Source organism: Kitasatospora sp. NPDC058162, assembly GCF_042884005.1.
Classification (GTDB): domain Bacteria; phylum Actinomycetota; class Actinomycetes; order Streptomycetales; family Streptomycetaceae; genus Kitasatospora.
On record NZ_JBHVUS010000004.1, the window covers coordinates 1 to 20,265 of the forward strand.

The 20,265-nt window shown below is 71.5% G+C and carries 16 protein-coding genes and 1 tRNA gene; 8 read left to right on the forward strand and 9 right to left on the reverse strand.

Annotated features, from left to right (window positions below; all coding sequences use genetic code 11):
- The first annotated feature begins 216 nt into the window (after nt 1-216).
- Nucleotides 217-762, forward strand: coding sequence for a Uma2 family endonuclease (locus ACFVXG_RS09170; RefSeq protein WP_387925778.1), 546 nt, complete (start codon nt 217-219; stop codon nt 760-762).
- Between the two features lie 6 nt (nt 763-768).
- Here the strand turns inward: ACFVXG_RS09170 and ACFVXG_RS09175 are convergent, their stop codons facing one another.
- Nucleotides 769-1,809 (reverse strand): alpha/beta hydrolase family protein, encoded by a 1,041-nt coding sequence (locus ACFVXG_RS09175; protein WP_387925780.1) that lies wholly within the window; start codon nt 1,807-1,809, stop codon nt 769-771.
- A gap of 13 nt (nt 1,810-1,822) precedes the next feature.
- Nucleotides 1,823-2,743 (reverse strand): zinc-binding dehydrogenase, encoded by a 921-nt coding sequence (locus tag ACFVXG_RS09180; protein WP_387925782.1) that lies wholly within the window; start codon nt 2,741-2,743, stop codon nt 1,823-1,825.
- A gap of 391 nt (nt 2,744-3,134) precedes the next feature.
- Between ACFVXG_RS09180 and ACFVXG_RS09185 the strand changes: the two genes are divergently transcribed.
- Nucleotides 3,135-4,094 carry a LysR family transcriptional regulator gene (locus tag ACFVXG_RS09185; RefSeq protein ID WP_387925784.1) on the forward strand — a complete coding sequence of 320 codons (960 nt, stop codon included), beginning with the start codon at nt 3,135-3,137 and terminating at the stop codon, nt 4,092-4,094.
- Between the two features lie 45 nt (nt 4,095-4,139).
- Here ACFVXG_RS09185 and ACFVXG_RS09190 read toward each other — a convergent pair whose 3' ends face one another.
- Both ACFVXG_RS09190 and ACFVXG_RS09195 read right to left on the reverse strand, forming a co-directional pair.
- A complete protein-coding gene (locus ACFVXG_RS09190; protein WP_387925785.1) occupies nt 4,140-5,126 on the reverse strand; it encodes a hypothetical protein in 987 nt (328 codons plus the stop codon).
- Nucleotides 5,123-5,644, reverse strand: a complete 522-nt coding sequence (locus ACFVXG_RS09195; RefSeq protein WP_387925787.1) for a SigE family RNA polymerase sigma factor — start codon at nt 5,642-5,644, stop codon at nt 5,123-5,125. Before ACFVXG_RS09195 ends, ACFVXG_RS09190 begins: the two co-directional genes overlap by 4 nt.
- Nucleotides 5,645-5,862: 218 nt before the next feature.
- On the opposite strand from ACFVXG_RS09195, the gene hrpA reads away from it, so the two are divergent.
- On the forward strand, nt 5,863-9,867 hold the full coding sequence (hrpA, locus tag ACFVXG_RS09200) for an ATP-dependent RNA helicase HrpA (protein ID WP_387925789.1): 4,005 nt from the start codon (nt 5,863-5,865) through the stop codon (nt 9,865-9,867).
- Nucleotides 9,868-9,999: 132 nt separating this feature from the next.
- Nucleotides 10,000-10,073, forward strand: a tRNA-Asp gene (locus tag ACFVXG_RS09205).
- Nucleotides 10,074-10,422: 349 nt separating this feature from the next.
- On the opposite strand, the gene bldC is transcribed toward ACFVXG_RS09205, so the two are convergent.
- Both bldC and ACFVXG_RS09215 read right to left on the reverse strand, forming a co-directional pair.
- Entirely contained in the window at nt 10,423-10,629 is a 207-nt protein-coding gene (gene bldC, locus ACFVXG_RS09210) for a developmental transcriptional regulator BldC (RefSeq protein ID WP_014137253.1), read from the reverse strand.
- A 487-nt stretch (nt 10,630-11,116) separates the two neighbouring features.
- A complete protein-coding gene (locus ACFVXG_RS09215; protein WP_387925791.1) occupies nt 11,117-12,028 on the reverse strand; it encodes a hypothetical protein in 912 nt (303 codons plus the stop codon).
- 198 nt (nt 12,029-12,226) lie between these two features.
- Here ACFVXG_RS09215 and ACFVXG_RS09220 point away from each other — a divergent pair, with 198 nt between their 5' ends.
- Both ACFVXG_RS09220 and ACFVXG_RS09225 read left to right on the forward strand, forming a co-directional pair.
- On the forward strand, nt 12,227-13,381 hold the full coding sequence (locus ACFVXG_RS09220; RefSeq protein ID WP_387925793.1) for a Glu/Leu/Phe/Val dehydrogenase dimerization domain-containing protein: 1,155 nt from the start codon (nt 12,227-12,229) through the stop codon (nt 13,379-13,381).
- 395 nt (nt 13,382-13,776) lie between these two features.
- Entirely contained in the window at nt 13,777-14,034 is a 258-nt protein-coding gene (locus tag ACFVXG_RS09225) for a DUF3073 domain-containing protein (protein ID WP_387925795.1), read from the forward strand.
- Between the two features lie 189 nt (nt 14,035-14,223).
- On the opposite strand, the gene purM is transcribed toward ACFVXG_RS09225, so the two are convergent.
- The 3 genes from purM to ACFVXG_RS09240 form a co-directional block, all read right to left on the reverse strand.
- Nucleotides 14,224-15,309 carry a phosphoribosylformylglycinamidine cyclo-ligase gene (gene purM, locus ACFVXG_RS09230; RefSeq protein WP_387925797.1) on the reverse strand — a complete coding sequence of 362 codons (1,086 nt, stop codon included), beginning with the start codon at nt 15,307-15,309 and terminating at the stop codon, nt 14,224-14,226.
- Nucleotides 15,310-15,390: 81 nt separating this feature from the next.
- Nucleotides 15,391-16,974, reverse strand: a complete 1,584-nt coding sequence (gene purF / locus ACFVXG_RS09235; RefSeq protein WP_350510127.1) for an amidophosphoribosyltransferase — start codon at nt 16,972-16,974, stop codon at nt 15,391-15,393.
- A 240-nt stretch (nt 16,975-17,214) separates the two neighbouring features.
- Nucleotides 17,215-18,069, reverse strand: coding sequence for a diacylglycerol kinase (locus ACFVXG_RS09240; protein ID WP_387925799.1), 855 nt, complete (start codon nt 18,067-18,069; stop codon nt 17,215-17,217).
- A gap of 126 nt (nt 18,070-18,195) precedes the next feature.
- Between ACFVXG_RS09240 and ACFVXG_RS09245 the strand changes: the two genes are divergently transcribed.
- On the forward strand, nt 18,196-19,479 hold the full coding sequence (locus tag ACFVXG_RS09245; protein ID WP_387925801.1) for an adenylosuccinate synthase: 1,284 nt from the start codon (nt 18,196-18,198) through the stop codon (nt 19,477-19,479).
- 181 nt (nt 19,480-19,660) lie between these two features.
- On the forward strand, nt 19,661-20,263 hold the full coding sequence (locus ACFVXG_RS09250) for a GNAT family N-acetyltransferase (RefSeq protein WP_387925803.1): 603 nt from the start codon (nt 19,661-19,663) through the stop codon (nt 20,261-20,263).
- Nucleotides 20,264-20,265 lie beyond the last annotated feature (2 nt).

Here is a 20,265-nt window from a genome sequence, read left to right on the forward strand (position 1 = left end):
CCCGCGAGATCTACCGGGTCCTAACCGCACCCACCACACCGAACACCACCGCCGAGCAGCTCATCACCGCTGCTTGACATCCATAAGAGCATCCCGAACCCCCACAACCGGAAGCCCCGCGGCGAACGCCACGGGGCTTCCGCCAGCCGACACCACCCGGCCCGACTACCCTGGGTGTCCGATACCTGCGAATTCGGTTCAGGAGGCCTGGCGCTCATGACCCCGGAACACTTCGAGCTCCTGGAGGAGGCCCGCAGGAGCCTGCCCGACGGGTTCAAGGTCGAGCTCTCCGGCGACACCATCGTCATGATGGTGAGCCCGTCCGGCATCCACCAGCGCAATCTGCTGGTGGTCCGGCGGCAGTTCGACGCCCACGCGCCGGCCGGCCTGCTGCCGAGCGAGAACACCGATCTGATCTCGCCCCAGGTCGGCAAGAGCCGCAACCCCGACCTGACCTACCTTCCGGACGACGCCCTGGCCACCACCGCCAACCGGGTGCCGGCCGAACTGGCCGCCATCGCGGTCGAACTGGCCTCCCCCTCCAACCCGGAGAACGACTGGGTGGCGAAGCTGCGCGACTACCCGCTGATGGGGATCCCCCTGTACCTCCTGATCGACGCGCGGCAGAAGACCGTCACCCTGTTCAGCAGGCCCGACGCCACCAGGTACCACCGCCGCGAGGACATCGCGTTCGGGGAGACCCTGCACATCCCGGAGCCGTTCGGCTTCGACCTGGCCACCGGGGACCTCCTCCCCTACTGACCGCCGTCAGGCCAGGCGGGTGGCGAGCCAGTCGGCGGTGGTGGGGAGCCAGTCGGGGAGGGCGGTGCCGAGCAGGTGGTTGCCGTGCGGGACGAGCAACAGCTCGGCGTTCGGGGCGTGTTCGGCGAGGACGGTGGCATTGACGACGCCCGGGATGCGGTCCTCGCCGCCCTCGACCACCAGCAGCGGGAGGGTGATCGTCGGGGCCAGCGCGGTCAGGTCCAGCCGGTCGGCGAAGTCGCGGGCCGCCGCCACACTCCCACAGCGCTGGATCAAGGTCTCGGTGACGAACGGCACCAGGGCCTCCCACTCCAACCGGTACGGGCCGCTGACCGTCGCGGCGGCGCGCAGCCGCGGCTCGTGGGCGGCGGCCTTCGCCGCGTAGTAGCCGCCCAGGCTGAGACCGATCACGGCCGTACGGTCGAGGTCCAGGCCGTCGAGGTCCGCCAGCGCGTCCAGGGCCCGGCCCACCACCCGGTGGTAGTCCGGCTCCGGCGCGCTGGTCGCCGCCAGCACGCCCTGCCCCGGCCCGTCCATCGCCAGCACGGCGACGCCCCGGGCCAACAGCGCCTCGACCAGGGCGTGGAACTCCTCCTTCGAGGAGTCCATCCCCGGCACCACCAGCACCACCGGCGCCGCAGCCGCCCCCGGCCGGCGCAGCCACCCCGCGAAGCCCTCACCCTCGACCCGCCGCGCCTCCGGCTCCAGCAGCGCCAACGACCGCCGCATCGCCTCGTCCGCCTCGCCCGCGAGCCGCGCGGCGCCGGCCCGGTCGGGATGCGGCATCAGGCAGCCCGCGTGGAACCACCGCGCGGCACAACGGTAGGCGGCACCCGCAGTAACCGCCCGCCCCTCGACCTCAGCCTGCTCCCCCTCCGCGACATACCGCCGCCCAACCCCACCGAACGCCTCCGGCCACTCCTCCAGAGAAGCCAGCCCGCCGGCCACCCGGTCGTACTCGTACAGATCCAGCCCGGCCCCGTGGGCCCGGGGACGCACCTCCGCCACGAACGCGGGCAGCAGGCCGGGAGTGTCGATGAAGGACACGATGATTCTCCAATCAGGCGAGGGTCAGGACGGCCTTGCCGCGGATCCGGCGATCGCGCAGGTCGGTGAGGGTATTGGCGGTCTCCTCCCAGGGCGCGACCCGGCCGATCTCCGGGGTCAGCCGGCCGGCCGCCGCCAGCCGCACCAGGGTGGCCAGGTCCTCGCCGTACGGGACGTCGGAATCGGCGTAGTGGAAGTGCCGCAGGGTGGCCGACTCGGGGCCCTTGAAGAAGTCGAAGAAGTCCAGCGTGACGGGCGTCCGCGAGGCCTGGCCGAACCACACCAGAGTGCCCCGCCGCGCCAACCGGGCCAACGCCGCCGGCAGGGCGACCCCACCCGTGGACTCCAGCACCAGGTCGTACGACCCGCGCGCCTCCCCGAGCTCGTGCACCACCTCGGCCGCCCCCAACTCGGCCAGCCGCCGACCCCGCTCCGGCGAAGCCGTGACCACGGTCAGCTCGGCCCCGGCCGCAGCAGCCAACTCGGTGAAGTAGTGCCCCACCCCACCCGAGGCCCCGGTCATCAGCACCCGCCGCCCGGCCACCGCCCCCACCGTCCGCAGCAGCCGCAACGCGGTGAGCCCGGCCAACGGCAGCGCCGCGGCCCGTACGGCATCCAACCCGTCCGGCAACTCGGCCAACGACCCGGCCGGCACACACACGTACTCGGCCCACCCACCCGCCGGCGGATGCCCCACCACCCGCCGACACACCGCAGGCCCCGACCCGTCAGCCGCAGCCTGCACGACCAACCCCGCCACATCCTTCCCCGGCCGCCACCCCGGCTTCGGCGCCTCCAACTGGAAGGTCTCCCCCCGGTTCACCGAGAACGCCTCCACCTTCACCAACACCTCCCCCGGCCCCGGCCGCGGCTGCTCCACCTCCGCGAACCGCACCGGCTCCCCCGCGTCCCCCGTCGCCACCAGCGCTTTCATCCCCGCACTCCCTCACTCGGCAGACCCCCACCCCACCCCGCCCACCCCCACCCGGTCCAACAACCACCCACCCCCACCCACAACCAACAGTTGTCGCCCCACCAACCCACCCACCCCAACCACCACCCCACCCCCTCCCCGACCCAGGCGAGAGGGACGCGCTGCGGGAGGGGGCGGTGGAGGGGGTGGGTGCGGAGAGGGGCGTGACGGGTGATTTTCAGACCGCCAACGGTCTCAACACCCCACCCACAGAGTCGGCGGTCCGAAAATCATCCAGCCCCCGGAGCGCCCACCCCCGGAACCGCCCCCGGACCCACCCACCCTCCCGAAAGCCCCCACCCCCACCAAAGCCCCGCGCAGCGGCCCCCACCCCCCGAGCTAAGGTGCCGAGGTGGATCTGGATCTGGCACACGTACGAGCCTTTGTCACCACCGCCGAAACCCTGCACTTCGGCCACGCCGCCACCCAACTCGGCATCACCCAGCAGGGCTTGTCCAAGCGCGTCGCCCGCCTGGAGACCGCCCTCGAAGCGCGCCTCCTGGACCGCGACCCCCGCGGCGTGACCCTGACCGCCGCAGGCGCCCGCTTCCTGGAGCCGGCCAGACGCCTGCTGGCGCAGGCCGAGCAGGCCGTGGCAGCCGTACGAGGGACCGGACGGCCACTGCGGATCGACGTGTGGGGCCACCTGTACGCACCGATGCGCACCCTCGCGCAGGCGGTGGACGCGGCGCCGGGCCTGGAGGTGGAGCCGGTGCCGGGGCGGGACCTGCCCTCGGTGGCGGCGGCGCTGCTGCGCGGGGAGTCGGATGCCGGCTTCGGCCGGGTGCACACCCTGCCGGACGGCACCGACGCCGGGTTGACGCACCGGCTGGTCCGCCTGGAGCCGGTGGACGCACTGCTGAGCGTGGACCATCCGCTGGCCGGCCGCGACGTCCTGAGCCCGGCCGAGCTGCGCGGCAGTGTGCTGCGCTATCCGGCGGCGGTGGACCGCCTGGACTTCCTGACCCGCTTCGCCACCCGCTTCGGCATCGTCGACCGGGTCGGTTCGACCAATCTGGGCCTGGAGCACTTCCTGGACCAGGTCGGCGCGGATCCGGGCTGCTTCTCCCTCGTCCCGGCCGACGGCCCGCTGCCCGCCCGCCCGGACGTACGGACCGTCCCGCTCGCGGACCCGACCCCGCTGTACGCCTGGTCACTGCTCTGGCGCACCGACCGGACCGCCGATCAGAACGCCCAACTGGACTCCCTGCTACGGGCGTTCACCGCCGAGGCAGCCCGCAGCCGGTGGCTGGAGTACGACCCGGCCCGCGACTGGCTCCCCGACGCCGACGAGGCCGCACTCCACCCCTGACCCATCCGGCCCCAGCGGCGGTGCGGGGCACGCCGGGGCGCCGGGTCACCACCAGGTGGTCTGGGTGCGCAGCACCGACCCGTCGGCGGCGTAGGAGACAGCGGTGTTGTTGGTGGATCCCGGGCTGCGGATGACGGCGTACCAGCGGACCGGGGAGTCGCCGACCGCCACCGGCTCCGCTTCGATCGAGCCGCCGGTCCTCAACCTGACCACGACCCTCTCGACTTCGGGCCGGACCTTGACGACCACCATCTGCGGACTGCCCCCCGTGTCGACGACGCGGTTGAGCACCACGCCGCCGATGACGGCACCCGCATCGTCCTGCGCCGTCCCGCCCGCGGCGGGGACCGGGTCCACGAAGTCGCCCGGTTGCCGCTTGCCGTCCACGACCAGGTAGACGTCGGCCCGGTCCGTGTGCGGGGTCCAGGGCATGATGGCGCCCCCCATGGGCTGCTCCGGCAGGCGCGGGTCGACGGTTCTGCGCTCCTGCTGGATCAGCCGGTCCTGGGTCAGGCCGTCCTCCGCGGTGGAGGCGGCCGGCCACAGGGCGATCCAGGCCTCCAGGGCATGGCCCTTCACCGTGCCCTCGTTGATCTTGACCCGGAGCGGCGTGAACGGGTCCCGGGCCGCCCCGGACGGAACGGGCGAGACCGACGGAGTGGCCGTCGGGGTGACCCCCATCGCCGCGGAAGCCGCCGGGGAAGCCGAAGCCCCCGCCCCCGCTGGAGCGACCGCCACCGGCGCCGAGGAGACCGCCGCCACCGAGGCGTCACCGGTGCGCCCGTACCCGCCGAAGGTCGTCCCCGCCCCGCCGAGCAGCGTCCCCGCCCCGCCGACCGCCACGACCAGCCCCGCGACCGCCGCGCCGGTCAGCAGTCGGCGCCGCCGCAGCCGCCGCCGCCCCCCGGCCAGCAGCCGGTCGTACGGCACCGGTCCGGCCTCGACGCTCTCGGCCAGTTCGCCCAGCTCCCAGGAGACGGTGGCCTCGGCCGCCTCCACGTCCTCGTCCCCGGGCATGGACTCCGTACTCATCTGCTGCTACCTCCGATGCTGGTCAGTCCGTAGAGAGAGGAGGACTCCCGCAGTTTGGCCAGTCCCCTGGCGGCCTGGCTCTTCACCGTGCCGACGGAGCAGTTCATCGCCGCCGCGGTCTGGGACTCGCTGAGGTCCTCCCAGTACCGCAGGACGACGGCCTCGCGCTGGCGCGGCGGCAGTTTGGCGAGCGCCGAGAGCAGCACGGCCCGGTCGTCCGGGTCGGGGCCGGCCGGGGCGGGCCGGTCGGGGAAGGCCTCGACCAGGTACTCCGCCGGTCTGCGCCGGAACCGCCGGGCGTGCTCGTTGACCAGGATGCGGCGCACGTAGGCGTTCGGGTCGTCCGCCCCCCGGACCTTGTTCCAGTGGACGTAGGCCCGTTCCAGGGCCTGCTGGACCAGGTCCTCCGCGCCGTGCCGGTCCCCCGCCAGCAGGTAGGCCGTCCGCAGCAGCCGTGACCACGCACTGCCGGTGAACGCCCGGAACTCGTCGTCCCGAGCGGTCTCGTGGGCTCCCATGAGCACCTCCTCGCCCTCCAGAGTCCGAAACCCCCGCCGACCGTTGCCCGGCCCACCCAACCCACCCGACACGTGCCGCACCCGCTTGCCGCACCCGCCCGCCCGCCGACCGTTGCCCGGGGCGCCCGGCGTTCGCGATTCCGCACCGGCGGCTGTGACACTGGAGGGGCTCGAAAACCGAGGTGCGCTCCGCCGTGCCTCCTTGCGAACCTAGAGGGATGCCCGCAGTGAGTTCTCCCGCAGTCCAGTCCGCCCCCGTCCCCGCCGAGGGTCCCGGAATCGGTGAGCTGGCCGCCCGCCTGCCCGAGCTGACCCTGCGCGACGAGGTGCGGATCGGGCGCCGACTGGAGGGGGCCCGCCGGGTCCGCAAGCCGGAGGCCCGCCAGCAGATCGCCGCCGAGATCGCCGCCGAGATCGACCGCGCCGCGCTGCTGGTCGAGCAGCGCCGCGCCGCGGTGCCGAAGATCACGTATCCCGCCGAGCTCCCGGTCAGCCAGAAGAAGGACGACATCCTGGCGGCGATCCGGGACCACCAGGTGGTGATCGTCGCCGGTGAGACCGGTTCCGGCAAGACCACCCAGATCCCGAAGATCTGCCTGGAGCTGGGCCGCGGGGTGCGCGGTCTGGTCGGCCACACCCAGCCGCGCCGGATCGCCGCCCGGACGGTCGCGGAGCGCGTCGCCGAGGAGATGGACACCCCGCTCGGCGAGGCGGTCGGCTGGAAGGTCCGGTTCACCGACCAGGTCGGCCGGGACACCCTGGTCAAGCTGATGACGGACGGCATCCTGCTGGCCGAGATCCAGACCGACCGCGATCTGCGCCAGTACGACACCCTGATCATCGACGAGGCGCACGAGCGCAGCCTCAACATCGACTTCCTGCTCGGCTACCTCAAGCAGCTGCTCCCCCGCCGCCCCGACCTCAAGGTCGTGATCACCTCCGCGACCATCGACCCGGACCGCTTCGCCCGGCACTTCGGCGACGCCCCGGTCATCGAGGTCTCCGGCCGCACCTACCCGGTCGAGGTCCGCTACCGCCCCGTCGTGGACGACGGCGAGGACGAGGCCGACGAGGCGGACCGCGACCGCGACCAGGTGCAGGCGATCTGCGAGGCCGCCCAGGAGCTGCAGGACGAAGGCCCGGGCGACATCCTGGTCTTCCTCTCCGGCGAGCGCGAGATCCGCGACACCGCCGACGCCCTCACCAAGCTGAAGCTGCGGAACACCGAGGTCCTCCCGCTGTACGCCCGGCTCAGCTCGGCCGAGCAGCACCGGGTGTTCCAGCGCTCCAACAGCCGCCGGATCGTGCTGGCCACCAACGTGGCCGAGACCTCGCTGACCGTCCCCGGCATCAAGTACGTGATCGACCCGGGCAACGCCCGGATCTCCCGCTACAGCCACCGCACCAAGGTGCAGCGGCTGCCGATCGAGGCGATCAGCCAGGCCAGCGCCAACCAGCGCAAGGGCCGCTGCGGCCGTACCTCGGACGGCATCTGCATCCGGCTGTACTCGGAGGAGGACTTCCTCTCCCGACCGGAGTTCACCGACGCCGAGATCCTGCGCACCAACCTGGCCTCGGTGATCCTCCAGATGACGGCGGCCGGCCTGGGCGACATCGCCGCCTTCCCGTTCCTGGACCCGCCGGACTCGCGCAACATCAAGGACGGCGTCCACCTGCTGCACGAGCTGGGCGCGCTGGACCCGGAGGAGAAGGACCCGCGCAAGCGGCTGACCGCGCTCGGCCGCAAGCTCGCCCAGCTCCCGGTGGACCCGCGGATGGCCCGCATGGTGCTGGAGGCGGACAAGAACGGCTGCGTGCGCGACGTCATGGTGATCGCCGCCGCGCTGTCCATCCAGGACCCGCGCGAGCGCCCGGCCGAGAAGCGCCAGGCCGCCGACGAACGGCACCGCCGGTTCAACTCGGAGACCTCCGACTTCCTCTCCTACCTGGCGATGTGGCGCTACGTCCGGGAGCAGCAGAAGGAGCTGTCCTCCTCGGCGTTCCGCCGGATGTGCAAGTCCGAGTTCCTCAACTACCTGCGGATACGGGAGTGGCAGGACGTCTACACCCAGCTGCGCACCGTGGCGAAGCAGTTGGGCGTGACGATCGAGGAGCCGCACCCCGACGCCGAGCCGGACGCGGACCGGATCCACCAGTCGCTGCTGGCCGGACTGCTCTCCCATATCGGCCTGTTCGACGTGGAGAAGCGCGAGTACGGCGGCGCGCGCGGCGCCCGCTTCGCGGTCTTCCCGGGCTCCGGCCTGTTCAAGAAGCCGCCGCGCTGGCTGATGTCGGCCGAGCTGGTGGAGACCTCCCGGCTGTGGGCCCGGATCAACGCGAAGATCGAGCCCGAGTGGGTCGAGCCGCTGGCCGGGCACCTGATCAAGCGCAGCTACAGCGAGCCGCACTGGGAGAAGAAGTCCGGCGCGGTGCTGGCGTACGAGAAGGTGACCCTCTACGGGGTGCCGATCGTCGCCCAGCGCAAGATCAACTACGGCCGGATCGACCCGGAGCTCTGTCGCGAGCTGTTCATCCGCAACGCGCTGGTCGAGGGCGACTGGGAGACCCACCACAAGTTCTTCGCCGAGAACCGCAAGCTGCTCGGCGAGGTCGAGGAGCTGGAGAACCGGGCCCGCCGCCGGGACATCCTGGTGGACGACCAGACCCTGTTCGACTTCTACGACGCCCGGCTGCCCGAGGAGGTCGTCTCCACCCGGCACTTCGACTCCTGGTGGAAGAAGGCCCGGCACGAGCAGCCGGACCTGCTGAACTTCGAGAAGTCGATGCTGATCAACGACGCCGCGGACGGCGTCACCGAGGCCGACTACCCGGACCACTGGCAGCAGGGCAAGCTGCGCTTCAAGCTGACCTACCAGTTCGAGCCGGGCAGCGACGCGGACGGCGTGACCGTCCACATCCCGCTGCCGGTGCTCAACCAGGTCACCGCGGAGGGCTTCGACTGGCAGATCCCCGGCCTGCGGGAGGAGCTGGTCACCGCGTACATCAAGTCGCTGCCGAAGGCGATCCGGCGCAACTTCGTACCGGCCCCGGACTTCGCCCGGGCGGCGCTGCGCGCGGTGAAGGACCGCCAGTCTGCAAACACCTTCGGCTCCGCCGAGGGGCTGCTGCCGTCCCTGGAGCACGCCCTCAAGCGCCTGACGGCCGTCACGGTGCCGCCGGAGGCCTGGGACGACGAACGGGTCCCGGAGCACCTCAAGGTCACCTTCCGGGTGGTGGACGGGAAGCGCCGGCTCGCCGAGTCCAAGGACCTGGAGGAGCTGCGGCTGAAGCTCAAGCCCAAGCTCAAGGAGACGCTCTCCTCGGCGGCCTCCGGGCAGGGCATCGAGCAGAGCGGGCTGACCGCCTGGCCGGCCGGGCTGCCGGTGCTCCAGCGCACCTTCGAGCAGCGCTCCCGCGGCCACTCGCTGCGCGCCTACCCGGCGCTGGTGGACGAGGGCGACGCGGTCGGCGTGAAGCTGTTCGACACCCCGCAGGCGCAGACCCGGGCGATGTGGGAGGGGACCCGCCGGCTGCTGATGCTGACCACCACCTCCCCGGCCAAGTCGATCCAGGGCCGGCTGGGCAACCAGGCCAAGCTGGCGCTCTCGCACAGCCCGCACGGCTCGATCGCCGCCCTGTTCGAGGACGTGGTCGCCGCCGCGACCGACCGGCTGATGACCCTGGCCGGCGGCCCGGCCTGGGACGAGGCGGCCTTCGCCAAGCTGCACGACAAGGTGCGGACGGACCTGTACGACCTGTCCGCGGACACCACGCTCAAGACGGCCACCGCGCTGATCGCCTTCCACAAGGCCTCGACCCGGTTGAAGTCGGTGAGCAGCCCGGTGCTGCTGAACGCGGTGAACGACGTCCGGCTGCACCTGGCCTCGCTGGTGCACCCGGGCTTCGTGACGGCCACCGGCTGGCAGCGGCTGCCCGACCTCAAGCGCTACCTGCTGGCGGTGGACCGCCGGCTGGAGGCGCTGCCCAACCACCCGCAGCGGGACGCCCAGCAGCTGCTGAAGGTCCAGCAGGTGCAGCAGGCCTACGGGGAGCTGCTGGCGGCGGTGCCGGCCGGGCAGCAGCCCTCGGCGGAGGTGCGGGCGATCCGCTGGATGATCGAGGAGCTGCGGGTCAGCTTCTTCGCCCAGGGGCTGGGCACGCCGAGCCCGGTCTCGGAGAAGCGGATCACCAAGGCGATGGAGGCGGCCCGGGCCACGCTGTGACCCCGGCGCCGCCCCTGAGCTGCGGGTGCGCGGAGGGGCCCTCAGGAGCCAGTTCGACCTGGGGGCCCTGCATGGGCTACAGTCTGTCTTGTTCGCAGCGCGGCAAGCGAGTGAACGAGATCAGAAAACTCTGGTCCTGTGGAGCAGTTGGTTAGCTCGCCACCCTGTCAAGGTGGAGGTCGCGGGTTCAAGTCCCGTCAGGATCGCCGCAGTGCGAGAGGCCCGGAATCGTCAAGGTTCCGGGCCTCTCGCTTTTTCGTCGTCCGACCCTTACCCCGGACTAGGTCTAGACCACAAGTGGTGGACCGCGTGACGGTCGTCACCCGCACCCCCCGGGAACCCTCCCCGAAACGGCCCGTTCCGCACTCCACTAATTTAATATGTAAAATTGCACTGTTATTCACTGTAAATCCCCCCCGCACCACGCGCACCAAATCGTTATCCGGAGTTCAGCATTCCGACCCCCCGGAAGCCCGGCTCCGGGTACGACAAAGGGGCCGCTTACCGGACCCGGCGGAGTCCGGTAAGCGGCCCCTTTAAAGAGCCTTTGGCCTATCAGGCCTCAGTGCGCTGAGCGGGAATCCCCGCCAGCAGAGCGCGCACCTCCGCCTCACGGTAGCGGCGGTGACCACCGAGCGTGCGGATCGACGTGAGCTTGCCCGCCTTGGCCCAGCGGGTGACCGTCTTCGGGTCCACGCGGAACATGGTGGCAACCTCTGCCGGCGTCAGCAGCGGCTCAGCATCAGGGGTACGAGCGGTCATGAGCGGCCTCCTCGGGAGAACCGAACCAGGGCGGTTCTATCCTTCAAATTCTGCACCTTGGCCCGCGATGCCCGAAATGGCATAGACGGGCCGAGTCGGTTATAGGACGAACGGCTTGTCCTGGTGTCTACAACTACACCATCCGTCCAGCCCTATCGACCAAACCGCCAAAATTGACCCCTCACGGGTTCAAGGCCGACGGATGGCGATGGACCACCCCATAGCGGACAGTCACACGGCCGTGACGTCCGGTTACGAGGGGACCAGACCCTCCGTTTCCCCGCAAAGCGCGCATCGACTCCAGAACCACCCAAAAGTGGGCACGCTCACGTGAAGTTGGGCTGGTTGTCCCATTTTTGCACATAGGGGTAAGTTCGCGTCAACGGTGAGTAGTGTCACGTTCGGCAGCTATTGACCCGAACCGGGACCTTGGTCGGCACCGTTGTGGACCAAAGACCTCTTACAGTCATACACGGGCGGTCGGACGTCAGTTCGCGTGCCGCAGCGCCAGCACCCGCCGCCACCGCCCCGTCAGCTCCCCGTACGCCCGCAGCGCCTCGGCGGTGTCCCCCGCCCGCAGCGCGCGCAGCCCGTCCTCCAGCTCCCCCGCCGAACGGTCCGCCAACAACCGCTCCGCCCCCAGCAGATGCACCAGCCCCCCATAGTCCAGCTCCACCAGCGAGCGCGGGTGGAACTCCTCCAGCCACCGCCCGACCTGCTCCGCCCCCCGCACCAGCTCCCCCTCCGGCACCGCCTCGCGCAGCGCCCGGTAGGCCCGCGCCACCCGGCGCCGTGCCTGGGCCATCGGCACCAGGTAGAACAGCGCCGCCGGCCTCCCCCGCTCCCCTTCCCCCTCCTCCGTGCCCGCTCCCCCCGGAACGAAGCACCGGTCCTCGTCCCCGAACGGCAGGAACCAGCGCACCGGGACCTCCCACCGGCTGGTGAGGATCCACGGCCTGGCGTCCGGGTGCCCGGCCCGCCAGCGCTCCCGGTCCGCCTCGGCGGCCGCCCGGGTCACCGGCGGCACCGCGGTGTCCAGCAGCGCCACCGGAGCCCCCGCCCGCAGCTCCTCCAGCGCCTGCCAACTGCGCAGCCTGGTCGCCCACGGGCACACGTACAGTACGCCGTCCAGGATCCGCAGGTACGCCCGCCCGCTCTCCTGCTCCGGCAGCGCCCGGGGCGTGCGGGCGGCCAGCTCCGCGAGCGCCTCCCGCTGCTCCTCCAGCACCGCCGCCGCGACCGACTGCTCCGCCGCCGCGGCGTCCGGCCCGTGCTCCGCCGCGTAGGCCTGCCAGCGCGCCCGCTCGGGCTCCGGGAAGGCCGCCAAGGGCTCGTAGACGCGCAGGTGGGCGGCGTAGGGCGGCAGTACGGAGGTACGCACGACGGTCACGTCCTGCATGGTCGCACGCGCCGCGCGGCCCCGGGAGGGCGCGACCCCGAACCGTTCGCGCCCGCACCGGAACCCCCCTCCCGTCTCACCCCTCGGACAATGGGCACAAGCTCGGACAAGAGGGCTGATCGGGCCCGCGCGCGCGACTATTCTTCGCCCCAGACGCCCGCACCACAGCAGCGGGCCCTCGATACTGGAGTCACCACAGTGACCGACGTACAGACCCCCGCCACGCACCCCGCACCCGGTGTGCTCAGCAGGATCTTCCGCACCGAGCAGGACGGCGCCAGCGACGGCCACGAGCAGGTCGTCCTCTGCCACGACCGCAGCTCCGGGCTCAAGGCGATCATCGCCATCCACTCCACCGCGCTCGGCCCGGCCCTCGGCGGCACCCGCTTCTTCCCGTACGCCTCCGAGGAGGCGGCCCTGGAGGACGCGCTGAACCTGTCCCGCGGCATGTCCTACAAGAACGCGCTGGCCGGGCTCGACCTCGGCGGCGGCAAGGCCGTCATCATCGGCGACCCGAACAAGGACAAGAACGAGGCGATGCTCCGGGCCTACGGCCGCTTCGTCGAGTCGCTGCGCGGCCGCTACATCACCGCCTGCGACGTGGGCACCTACGTCCAGGACATGGACGTCATCGCGCGCGAGACCGAGTTCGTGACCGGCCGCTCGCCCGAGCACGGCGGCGCCGGCGACTCGTCCATCCTGACCGCCTTCGGCGTCTTCCAGGGCATGCGCGCCAGCGCCCAGGCCCGCTGGGGCCAGCCGACCCTGCGCGGCAAGCGGGTCGGCGTCGCGGGCGTCGGCAAGGTCGGCCACTACCTGGTCGGCCACCTGGTCGCGGACGGCGCCACCGTCGTCGTCACCGACCCCTTCGAGGCCGCCGTCAACCGGGTGCGCGCCGCTCACCCGGAGGTGGAGGTGGTCGCCGACACCACCGCCCTGCTCCAGGCCAAGCTGGACGTCTACGCCCCCTGCGCCCTCGGCGGCGCGCTGACCGACGACGTGGTCGGGGCGCTCGGCGAGTCCGGCACCTCGATCGTCTGCGGCGCGGCCAACAACCAGCTGTCCCACCCGGGCGTCGAGAAGGACCTGGCCGACCGCGGCATCCTCTACGCCCCCGACTACCTGGTGAACTCCGGCGGCGTGATCCAGGTCGCCGACGAGATCGACGGCTTCAACTTCGAGCGGGCCAAGAACAAGGCCACCAAGATCTTCGACACCACCCTGGAGATCTTCACCCGGGCCGCCTCCGACGGCATCCCGCCGGCCGTCGCCGCCGACCGCCTGGCCGAGAAGCGGATGCGCGAGATCAGCGCGCTGCGCACGGTCCTGCTGCCGGGCTCCCGCCGCGGCTGATCCGGACCCCCGCCGGACCCCTCCCGGGCGCCGGACGCGCGGGGGGCCGTCACCTTCGGCCCCCCGCGCATCACGATGTGGAACCGGATTCTCACTTCTGCGTCCGATCGGGTGATCCAACGCCCCCCTAGGGGGGATAATCAGTCCTGGAACGACGGACCCGAGACACCTCTGTACAGCGTGCAAAACGCCGCAAAACCTCCCCTGACCAGGGAAGACCTGGTCTCGGGTGCGGTCGGTGCGCGCCACGTCACAACCACGACGTACCGTCCAGCGGCGGAAACAGGTACCGTTAATGCTCCAAGGGACGGTCCTCCCATTCGGGCAGGCCGGTCCTGATCATGAACACGTGTCAGACTCGGGGCCGTGAGCCCCATCGTTGAGGGGGTCGACCCATGGGGCGCGGCCGGGCCAAGGCCAAGCAGACGAAGGTCGCCCGCGAGCTGAAGTACAACAGCGGCGGGTTCGATGCTAACCGTCTGTCCAACGAGCTGGGCGCATCGCCGTCCACCGCTCCGATCGAGCCGGAGCCGATCGAGGAGGTGGAGGACGACGACCCGTACGCGGAGTACGCCGCCCGCTACGCCGACCTCGACGACGAGGACGACACTGAGCCGGGCACCGGGCCGTCGCAGGCCTCCCGCCGCTCGTAGACCGCAGCTTCGCCGGACCGGTCCTGACGCCCTTGGGCGCCGGACCGGTCTTCGGCGTTCCTGTGTTGGTCGCCCGCTCGCCTCCGGTCGCAGCTCGGGGCGGATCGCCCGGCGCGGGCTGAACGCCCCTGACGTGCGTAAGGGCCCCTCCGGTGCACCGGAGGGGCCCTTGGCGCGTGCGACGGGCCGTCAGCCCGTGGTGAAGCCCTCGTAGGCGTTGTACAGGGTCGCGCCGGCCTCGTGCTCGTCGGTGCGGTCGACGATGTCACCGAGCAGCCAGGCCTCGACGCCGCGGTCCTCCAGGATCGACAGCACCGCGTCCACCGAGTGCGGCGGGACGACGGCGACCATGCCGACGCCCATGTTGAGCGTCTTCTCGATCTCCAGGGTGGCCACCTTGCCGACCTCGGCGACGGTCCGGAAGACCGGCAGCGGGGTCCAGGTGCCGCGGTCCAGGCGGGCGTGCAGGCCGTCCGGGATCACCCGGGCCAGGTTGGCCGCCAGGCCGCCGCCGGTGACGTGCGAGAAGGCGTGCACCTCGGTGGCGCGGGTGAGCGCCAGGCAGTCCAGCGAGTAGATCCGGGTCGGCTCGAGCAGCTCCTCGCCGAGGGTGCGGCCGAACTCCTCCACCTTGCGGTCCAGCTTCCAGCCGGCCTCGTTCAGCAGCACGTGGCGGACCAGCGAGTAGCCGTTGGAGTGCAGGCCGGAGGCGGCCATCGCGATCACCACGTCGCCGGCCCGGACCCGCTCGGAGCCCAGCAGCGCGTCGGCCTCGACCACGCCGGTGCCGGCGCCCGCGACGTCGTACTCGTCCGGGCCGAGCAGGCCCGGGTGCTCGGCGGTCTCGCCGCCCACCAGGGCGCAGCCGGCCAGCGCGCAGCCCTCGGCGATGCCCTTGACGATCGAGGCGACCCGCTCCGGGACGACCTTGCCGACGCAGATGTAGTCGGTCATGAACAGCGGCTCGGCGCCGCACACCACGAGGTCGTCCACGACCATGCCGACCAGGTCGTGGCCGATGGTGTCGTGCTTGTCCATGGCGGCCGCGATGGCCACCTTGGTCCCCACGCCGTCGGTGGCCGAGGCCAGCAGCGGCCGCTCGTAGTTCTTGAGGGCGGACACGTCGAAGAGGCCGGCGAAACCGCCGAGACCGCCGACCACCTCGGGGCGGTTGGCCTTCTTCACCCACTGCTTCATGAGCTCGACGGCGCGGTCGCCCGCCTCGATGTCGACACCGGCGGCGGCGTAGGTGGCGCCGTTCTGGTTGCTGGTCACTGCGTGCGGCCCTTTCGGGTCAGGTGGGGGGTTCGGAAACAGCGGTGGGGCCCCGGTTCGCGGGACCCCACCGTGGATTCGCTACGGGCGGCGCAGCGCGTCGGCCGCGCCCGCCCCGCCGAGCAGCGACTGGACGCCGTCCAGGTCGCTGCCGCTGGTCGGCTTGCCGCGGACGGCCGGCTGCTGCTGGCCGCCCTTGATCTCGGCCTCCAGCAGGAGCTTGCCGAGCAGCGCCGGGTCCGGCAGCTCCATCGGGTACTCGCCGTCGAAGCAGGCCCGGCAGAGCTTGTCCTTGGGCTGCTTGGTGGCCTCGATCATGCCGTCGATCGAGATGTACGAGAGCGAGTCGGCGCCGAGCGTGCGGCCGATCTCCTCGATGGTCATGCCGTTGGCGATCAGCTCCGCGCGGGTGGCGAAGTCGATGCCGAAGAAGCAGGGCCACTTCACCGGCGGCGAGGAGATCCGGATGTGCACCTCGGCGGCGCCCGCCTCGCGCAGCATCTTCACCAGCGCGCGCTGGGTGTTGCCGCGGACGATCGAGTCGTCCACCACCACCAGGCGCTTGCCGGCGATGACCTCGCGCAGCGGGTTCAGCTTGAGCCGGATGCCGAGCTGGCGGATCGTCTGGCTGGGCTGGATGAAGGTGCGGCCCACGTAGGCGTTCTTCACCAGGCCGGAGCCGTACGGGATGCCGCTGGCCTCGGCGTAGCCGATCGCGGCGGGGGTGCCGGACTCGGGCGTCGCTATCACCAGGTCGGCCTCGACCGGGGCCTCCTTGGCCAGCCGGCGGCCCATCTCCACGCGGGAGAGGTGCACGTTGCGGCCGGCGATGGAGGTGTCGGGGCGGGCCAGGTAGACGTACTCGAAGACGCAGCCCTTGGGCTTGGCCTCGGCGAAGCGCGAGGTGCGCATGCCGTTCTCGTCGATGGCGATGAGCTCGCCGGGCTCGACCTCGCGGATGAAGGAGGCGCCGCAGATGTCGAGCGCCGCCGTCTCGGAGGCGACCACCCAGCCGCGCTCCAGCCGGCCGAGCACCAGCGGGCGGATGCCCTGCGGGTCACGGGCGGCGTAGAGGGTGTGCTCGTCCATGAAGACGAGCGAGAAGGCGCCCTTGACCGCTGGCAGCACGACCTTGGCCGTCTCCTCGATGGAGAGGTCCGGGTGGCCGGCCAGCAGGGCGGTCACCAGGTCGGTGTCGTTGGTCGCGGCGGTCCGGCCGGAGCGCGAGACGTGCTCCTCGCCGGGCAGTTCGGCGACCATGGCCGCCAGTTCGGCGGTGTTCACCAGGTTTCCGTTGTGCCCGAGGGCCAGCGAACCGTGGACGGTCGCCCGGAAGGTCGGCTGGGCGTTCTCCCAGACCGAGGAACCGGTGGTCGAGTAGCGGGCGTGTCCGACGGCGATATGCCCGTGCAACGACCCCAGGGAGGCCTCGTCGAAGACCTGGGAGACGAGTCCCATGTCCTTGAAGACGAGAATCTGGGAGCCGTTGCTCACTGCGATCCCCGCGGATTCCTGACCGCGGTGCTGCAGGGCGTAAAGGCCGAAGAACGTGAGCTTGGCGACCTCCTCGCCGGGAGCCCAGACACCGAAGACGCCACAAGCGTCCTGGGGGCCTTTCTCACCGGGAAGAAGATCGTGGTTGAGTCTTCCGTCACCACGTGGCACGCCTTCGAGTCTAGGGCAGTTGACCAGGGCTTCCGGAACCCGGGACGTCCGCTTCGACCGGCGATCGCGGAGTAACGCGCGTAGACAAAACCCCTTACGGGGCGGGGAATTCGGGTGGGGGAATTCCGGCGGACGGCGGTTGGCCTTGCGGTTCGCGCCCGTTGGGGCTTTCCGCGTACGGAACGGTGGTCGCCGGGCGGCCCGGAACGTGAGCCTGCTCACCCGACGTTCACCCGGAGGTCACGCGGCGGGCAGCAGCAGACCCCAGGCGTCCGGGTGCACCGTCCAGGTCCGGGCGCGGACCGGACCGACCGGGTGGCCGTCCGCCTCGTAGCCGAAGCCGCGCCCGACCACCGAGACGCTGGCCGCCCGCGCCCGCACCAGCGCGCCGGACGCGCGGACCACCACCTCCAGCACCCCCGCGCCGTCTTCGCCGGAGCCCCCGGCGCCGGTGAGGGTCAGCTCCACCAGCCGGACCGGGCGGTGCACGTCGGCCAGCAGCCGGCCGTCCGCCTCCACCCGGACCCGGGGGCTGTGGTCGACCGCGTCGGAGGTGAGTGCGTTCGCCTGCTCGGCCGCAGCCAGTTTCGCCCATAGCGAACGCCATCCACCCGGACGGCCCCCCGGGCGGCGCGCACCGCCGCCGGTGATCCGCACCCCGCCGAGCGCCACCCCACCACCGTCGTCCACCAGCAGGTCGAAGGTGCGCGGCGCCCCCGAGAGCACCGCCCGCGCGGCCCGCACCGGCTCCCCCGGCACGCCCAGCGCACGGGCCGTCGCCAGCTCCTCCGCCCGGCCGACCGGAACCATGCCCACCGGATCCGCGCCCAGCTCACGCTGGCGGTGCAGGGCCTGCAGCACCCGCTGCAGCGCGAGGTCGGAACCGATCACCACCGGTCGCCGCCGACCCCGGTGCGAAAGCATCCGATCGAGCTCGGTCGGGTTCTCCGGATAGGCCACCTTGACGTCCGCACCCCCGCACAGCACGTCCTTCGCGATCCGCACCGACTCCCCGTCGGTCTGCCGGGCCACCGGGTCGAGCAGCAGCAGAAGGGGCTCGGGACCGCCGGTTCCAGGCGTGGACAGGGACGACACGACCGGTCCTTCCTCAGGTAATCTCTCGGTGCAAGAGCCCCTTGCGCCATTGCGCCAGGGGCTTCGTCTATCTCGGGGCAGACTGCGGCCTACGCAGGATGCCCCAACCGGAAGGGGTGTACGCCTGTGCCGGCACTCGTGCTCGTTGGCGCTCAGTGGGGGGACGAGGGCAAGGGGAAGGCCACCGACCTCCTCGGCGGCTCCGTCGACTACGTCGTCCGCTACCAGGGCGGCAACAACGCCGGTCACACGGTGGTCATCGGCGACCAGAAGTACGCCCTGCACCTGCTCCCCTCCGGCATCCTCAGCCCGAACGTGACGCCGGTCATCGGCAACGGCGTCGTCATCGACCCGGGCGTGCTGCTCTCCGAGCTGGCCGGCCTGAACGACCGCGGCATCGACACCTCCAAGCTGCTGATCTCGGGCAACGCCCACCTGATCACGCCGTACCACCGCACCATCGACAAGGTCACCGAGCGCTTCCTCGGCAAGCGCCGGATCGGCACCACCGGCCGCGGCATCGGCCCGACCTACGCGGACAAGATCAACCGCGTCGGCATCCGCGTCCAGGACCTGTTCGACGAGTCGATCCTGCGCCAGAAGATCGAGGCGGCGCTGCACGACAAGAACCAGATCCTGGTCAAGCTCTACAACCGCCGCGCCATCCCGGCCGACCTGGTGGTCGAGGAGTACCTGGGCTACGCGGAGAAGATCAGGCCCTTCCTCGCCGACACCACCCTCGTCCTGGACGAGGCCCTCAAGGCGAACAAGGTCGTCCTGCTGGAGGGCGGCCAGGGCACCCTGCTCGACGTCGACCACGGCACGTACCCCTTCGTGACCTCGTCGAACCCGACAGCGGGCGGCGCCTGCACCGGCGCCGGCATCGGCCCCACCAAGATCGACCGGGTCATCGGCATCCTCAAGGCCTACACCACCCGCGTCGGCTCCGGCCCGTTCCCGACCGAGCTGCTCGACGAGGACGGCGAGGCGCTGCGCCGGATCGGCGGCGAGCGCGGTGTCACCACCGGCCGCGACCGCCGCTGCGGCTGGTTCGACGCCGTCATCGCGCGCTACGCGACCCGGGTCAACGGCCTCACCGACTTCTTCCTCACCAAGCTCGACGTGCTGACCGGCTGGGAGCAGATCCCGGTCTGCGTCGCGTACGAGATCGACGGCCGTCGGGTCGAGGAACTCCCCTACAACCAGTCGGACTTCCACCACGCCAAGCCGATCTACGAGACGCTGCCGGGCTGGACCGAGGACATCAGCAAGGCGAAGACCTTCGCCGAGCTGCCGAAGAACGCCCAGGCCTACGTGAAGGCGCTGGAGGAGATGTCCGGCGCGCCGATCTCCGCCATCGGCGTCGGCCCGGGCCGGGACGAGACGATCCAGATCAACTCGTTCATCTGAGCCTGATCGCCGCCTGATCGCTGTCTGAGGGCAGCCCGAGGGCGGCCCGGTCACCGGCCGACCGCCTTCGAGGGCCCTGCGGGACGTTCGCGTCCCGCAGGGCCTTTCGCTTGCCCTCCCACTTTTGCACTAACACATAACTCCATTGCGTCTAGTGCAGAGCCGCGCTACGTTCGGGGGCATGACCGCGAAGCTGCCCGCACCCGTCACCCTCACCGGCCGCCACATCCGTCTGGAGCCGCTGGAGCGCCGCCACCTCGCCGACCTCTGGGCCACCGTCGGCTCCGACCCCGAGGTCTGGCGCTGGACCATGAGTCTCCCGCCCGCCACGGAGGAGGAACTCGGCGAGATCGTGGACGCACGCATCGCCGAGGCCGCCGCGGGCGAGTCGGTCTACTTCGCCGCCGTCGAGCTCGCCGGCGGCACCGCCGTCGGCATCACCGGCTTCCACGACTTCAGCGCCAAGGACGAGTCCGTCGAGATCGGCGGCACCCTGTACGCCCGCTCGGTCTGGCGGACCGCCGTGAACACCGAGGCCAAGCTGCTGCTGCTCACCCACGCCTTCGAGGAGCTCGGCATGGGCCGGGTCTTCTGGAAGACCGACGCCCTCAACGAGCGCTCCCGCAACGCCATCCAGCGCCTCGGCGCCCAGTTCGAGGGCGTCCTGCGCCGCCACCGCCTGCGCCCCACCGGCACCTGGCGCGACAGCGCCTACTTCTCGATGCTCGCCGACGAGTGGCCGCCCGCCAAGTCCCGCCTGACGGACCGCCTTTCGCGGGGCTGACG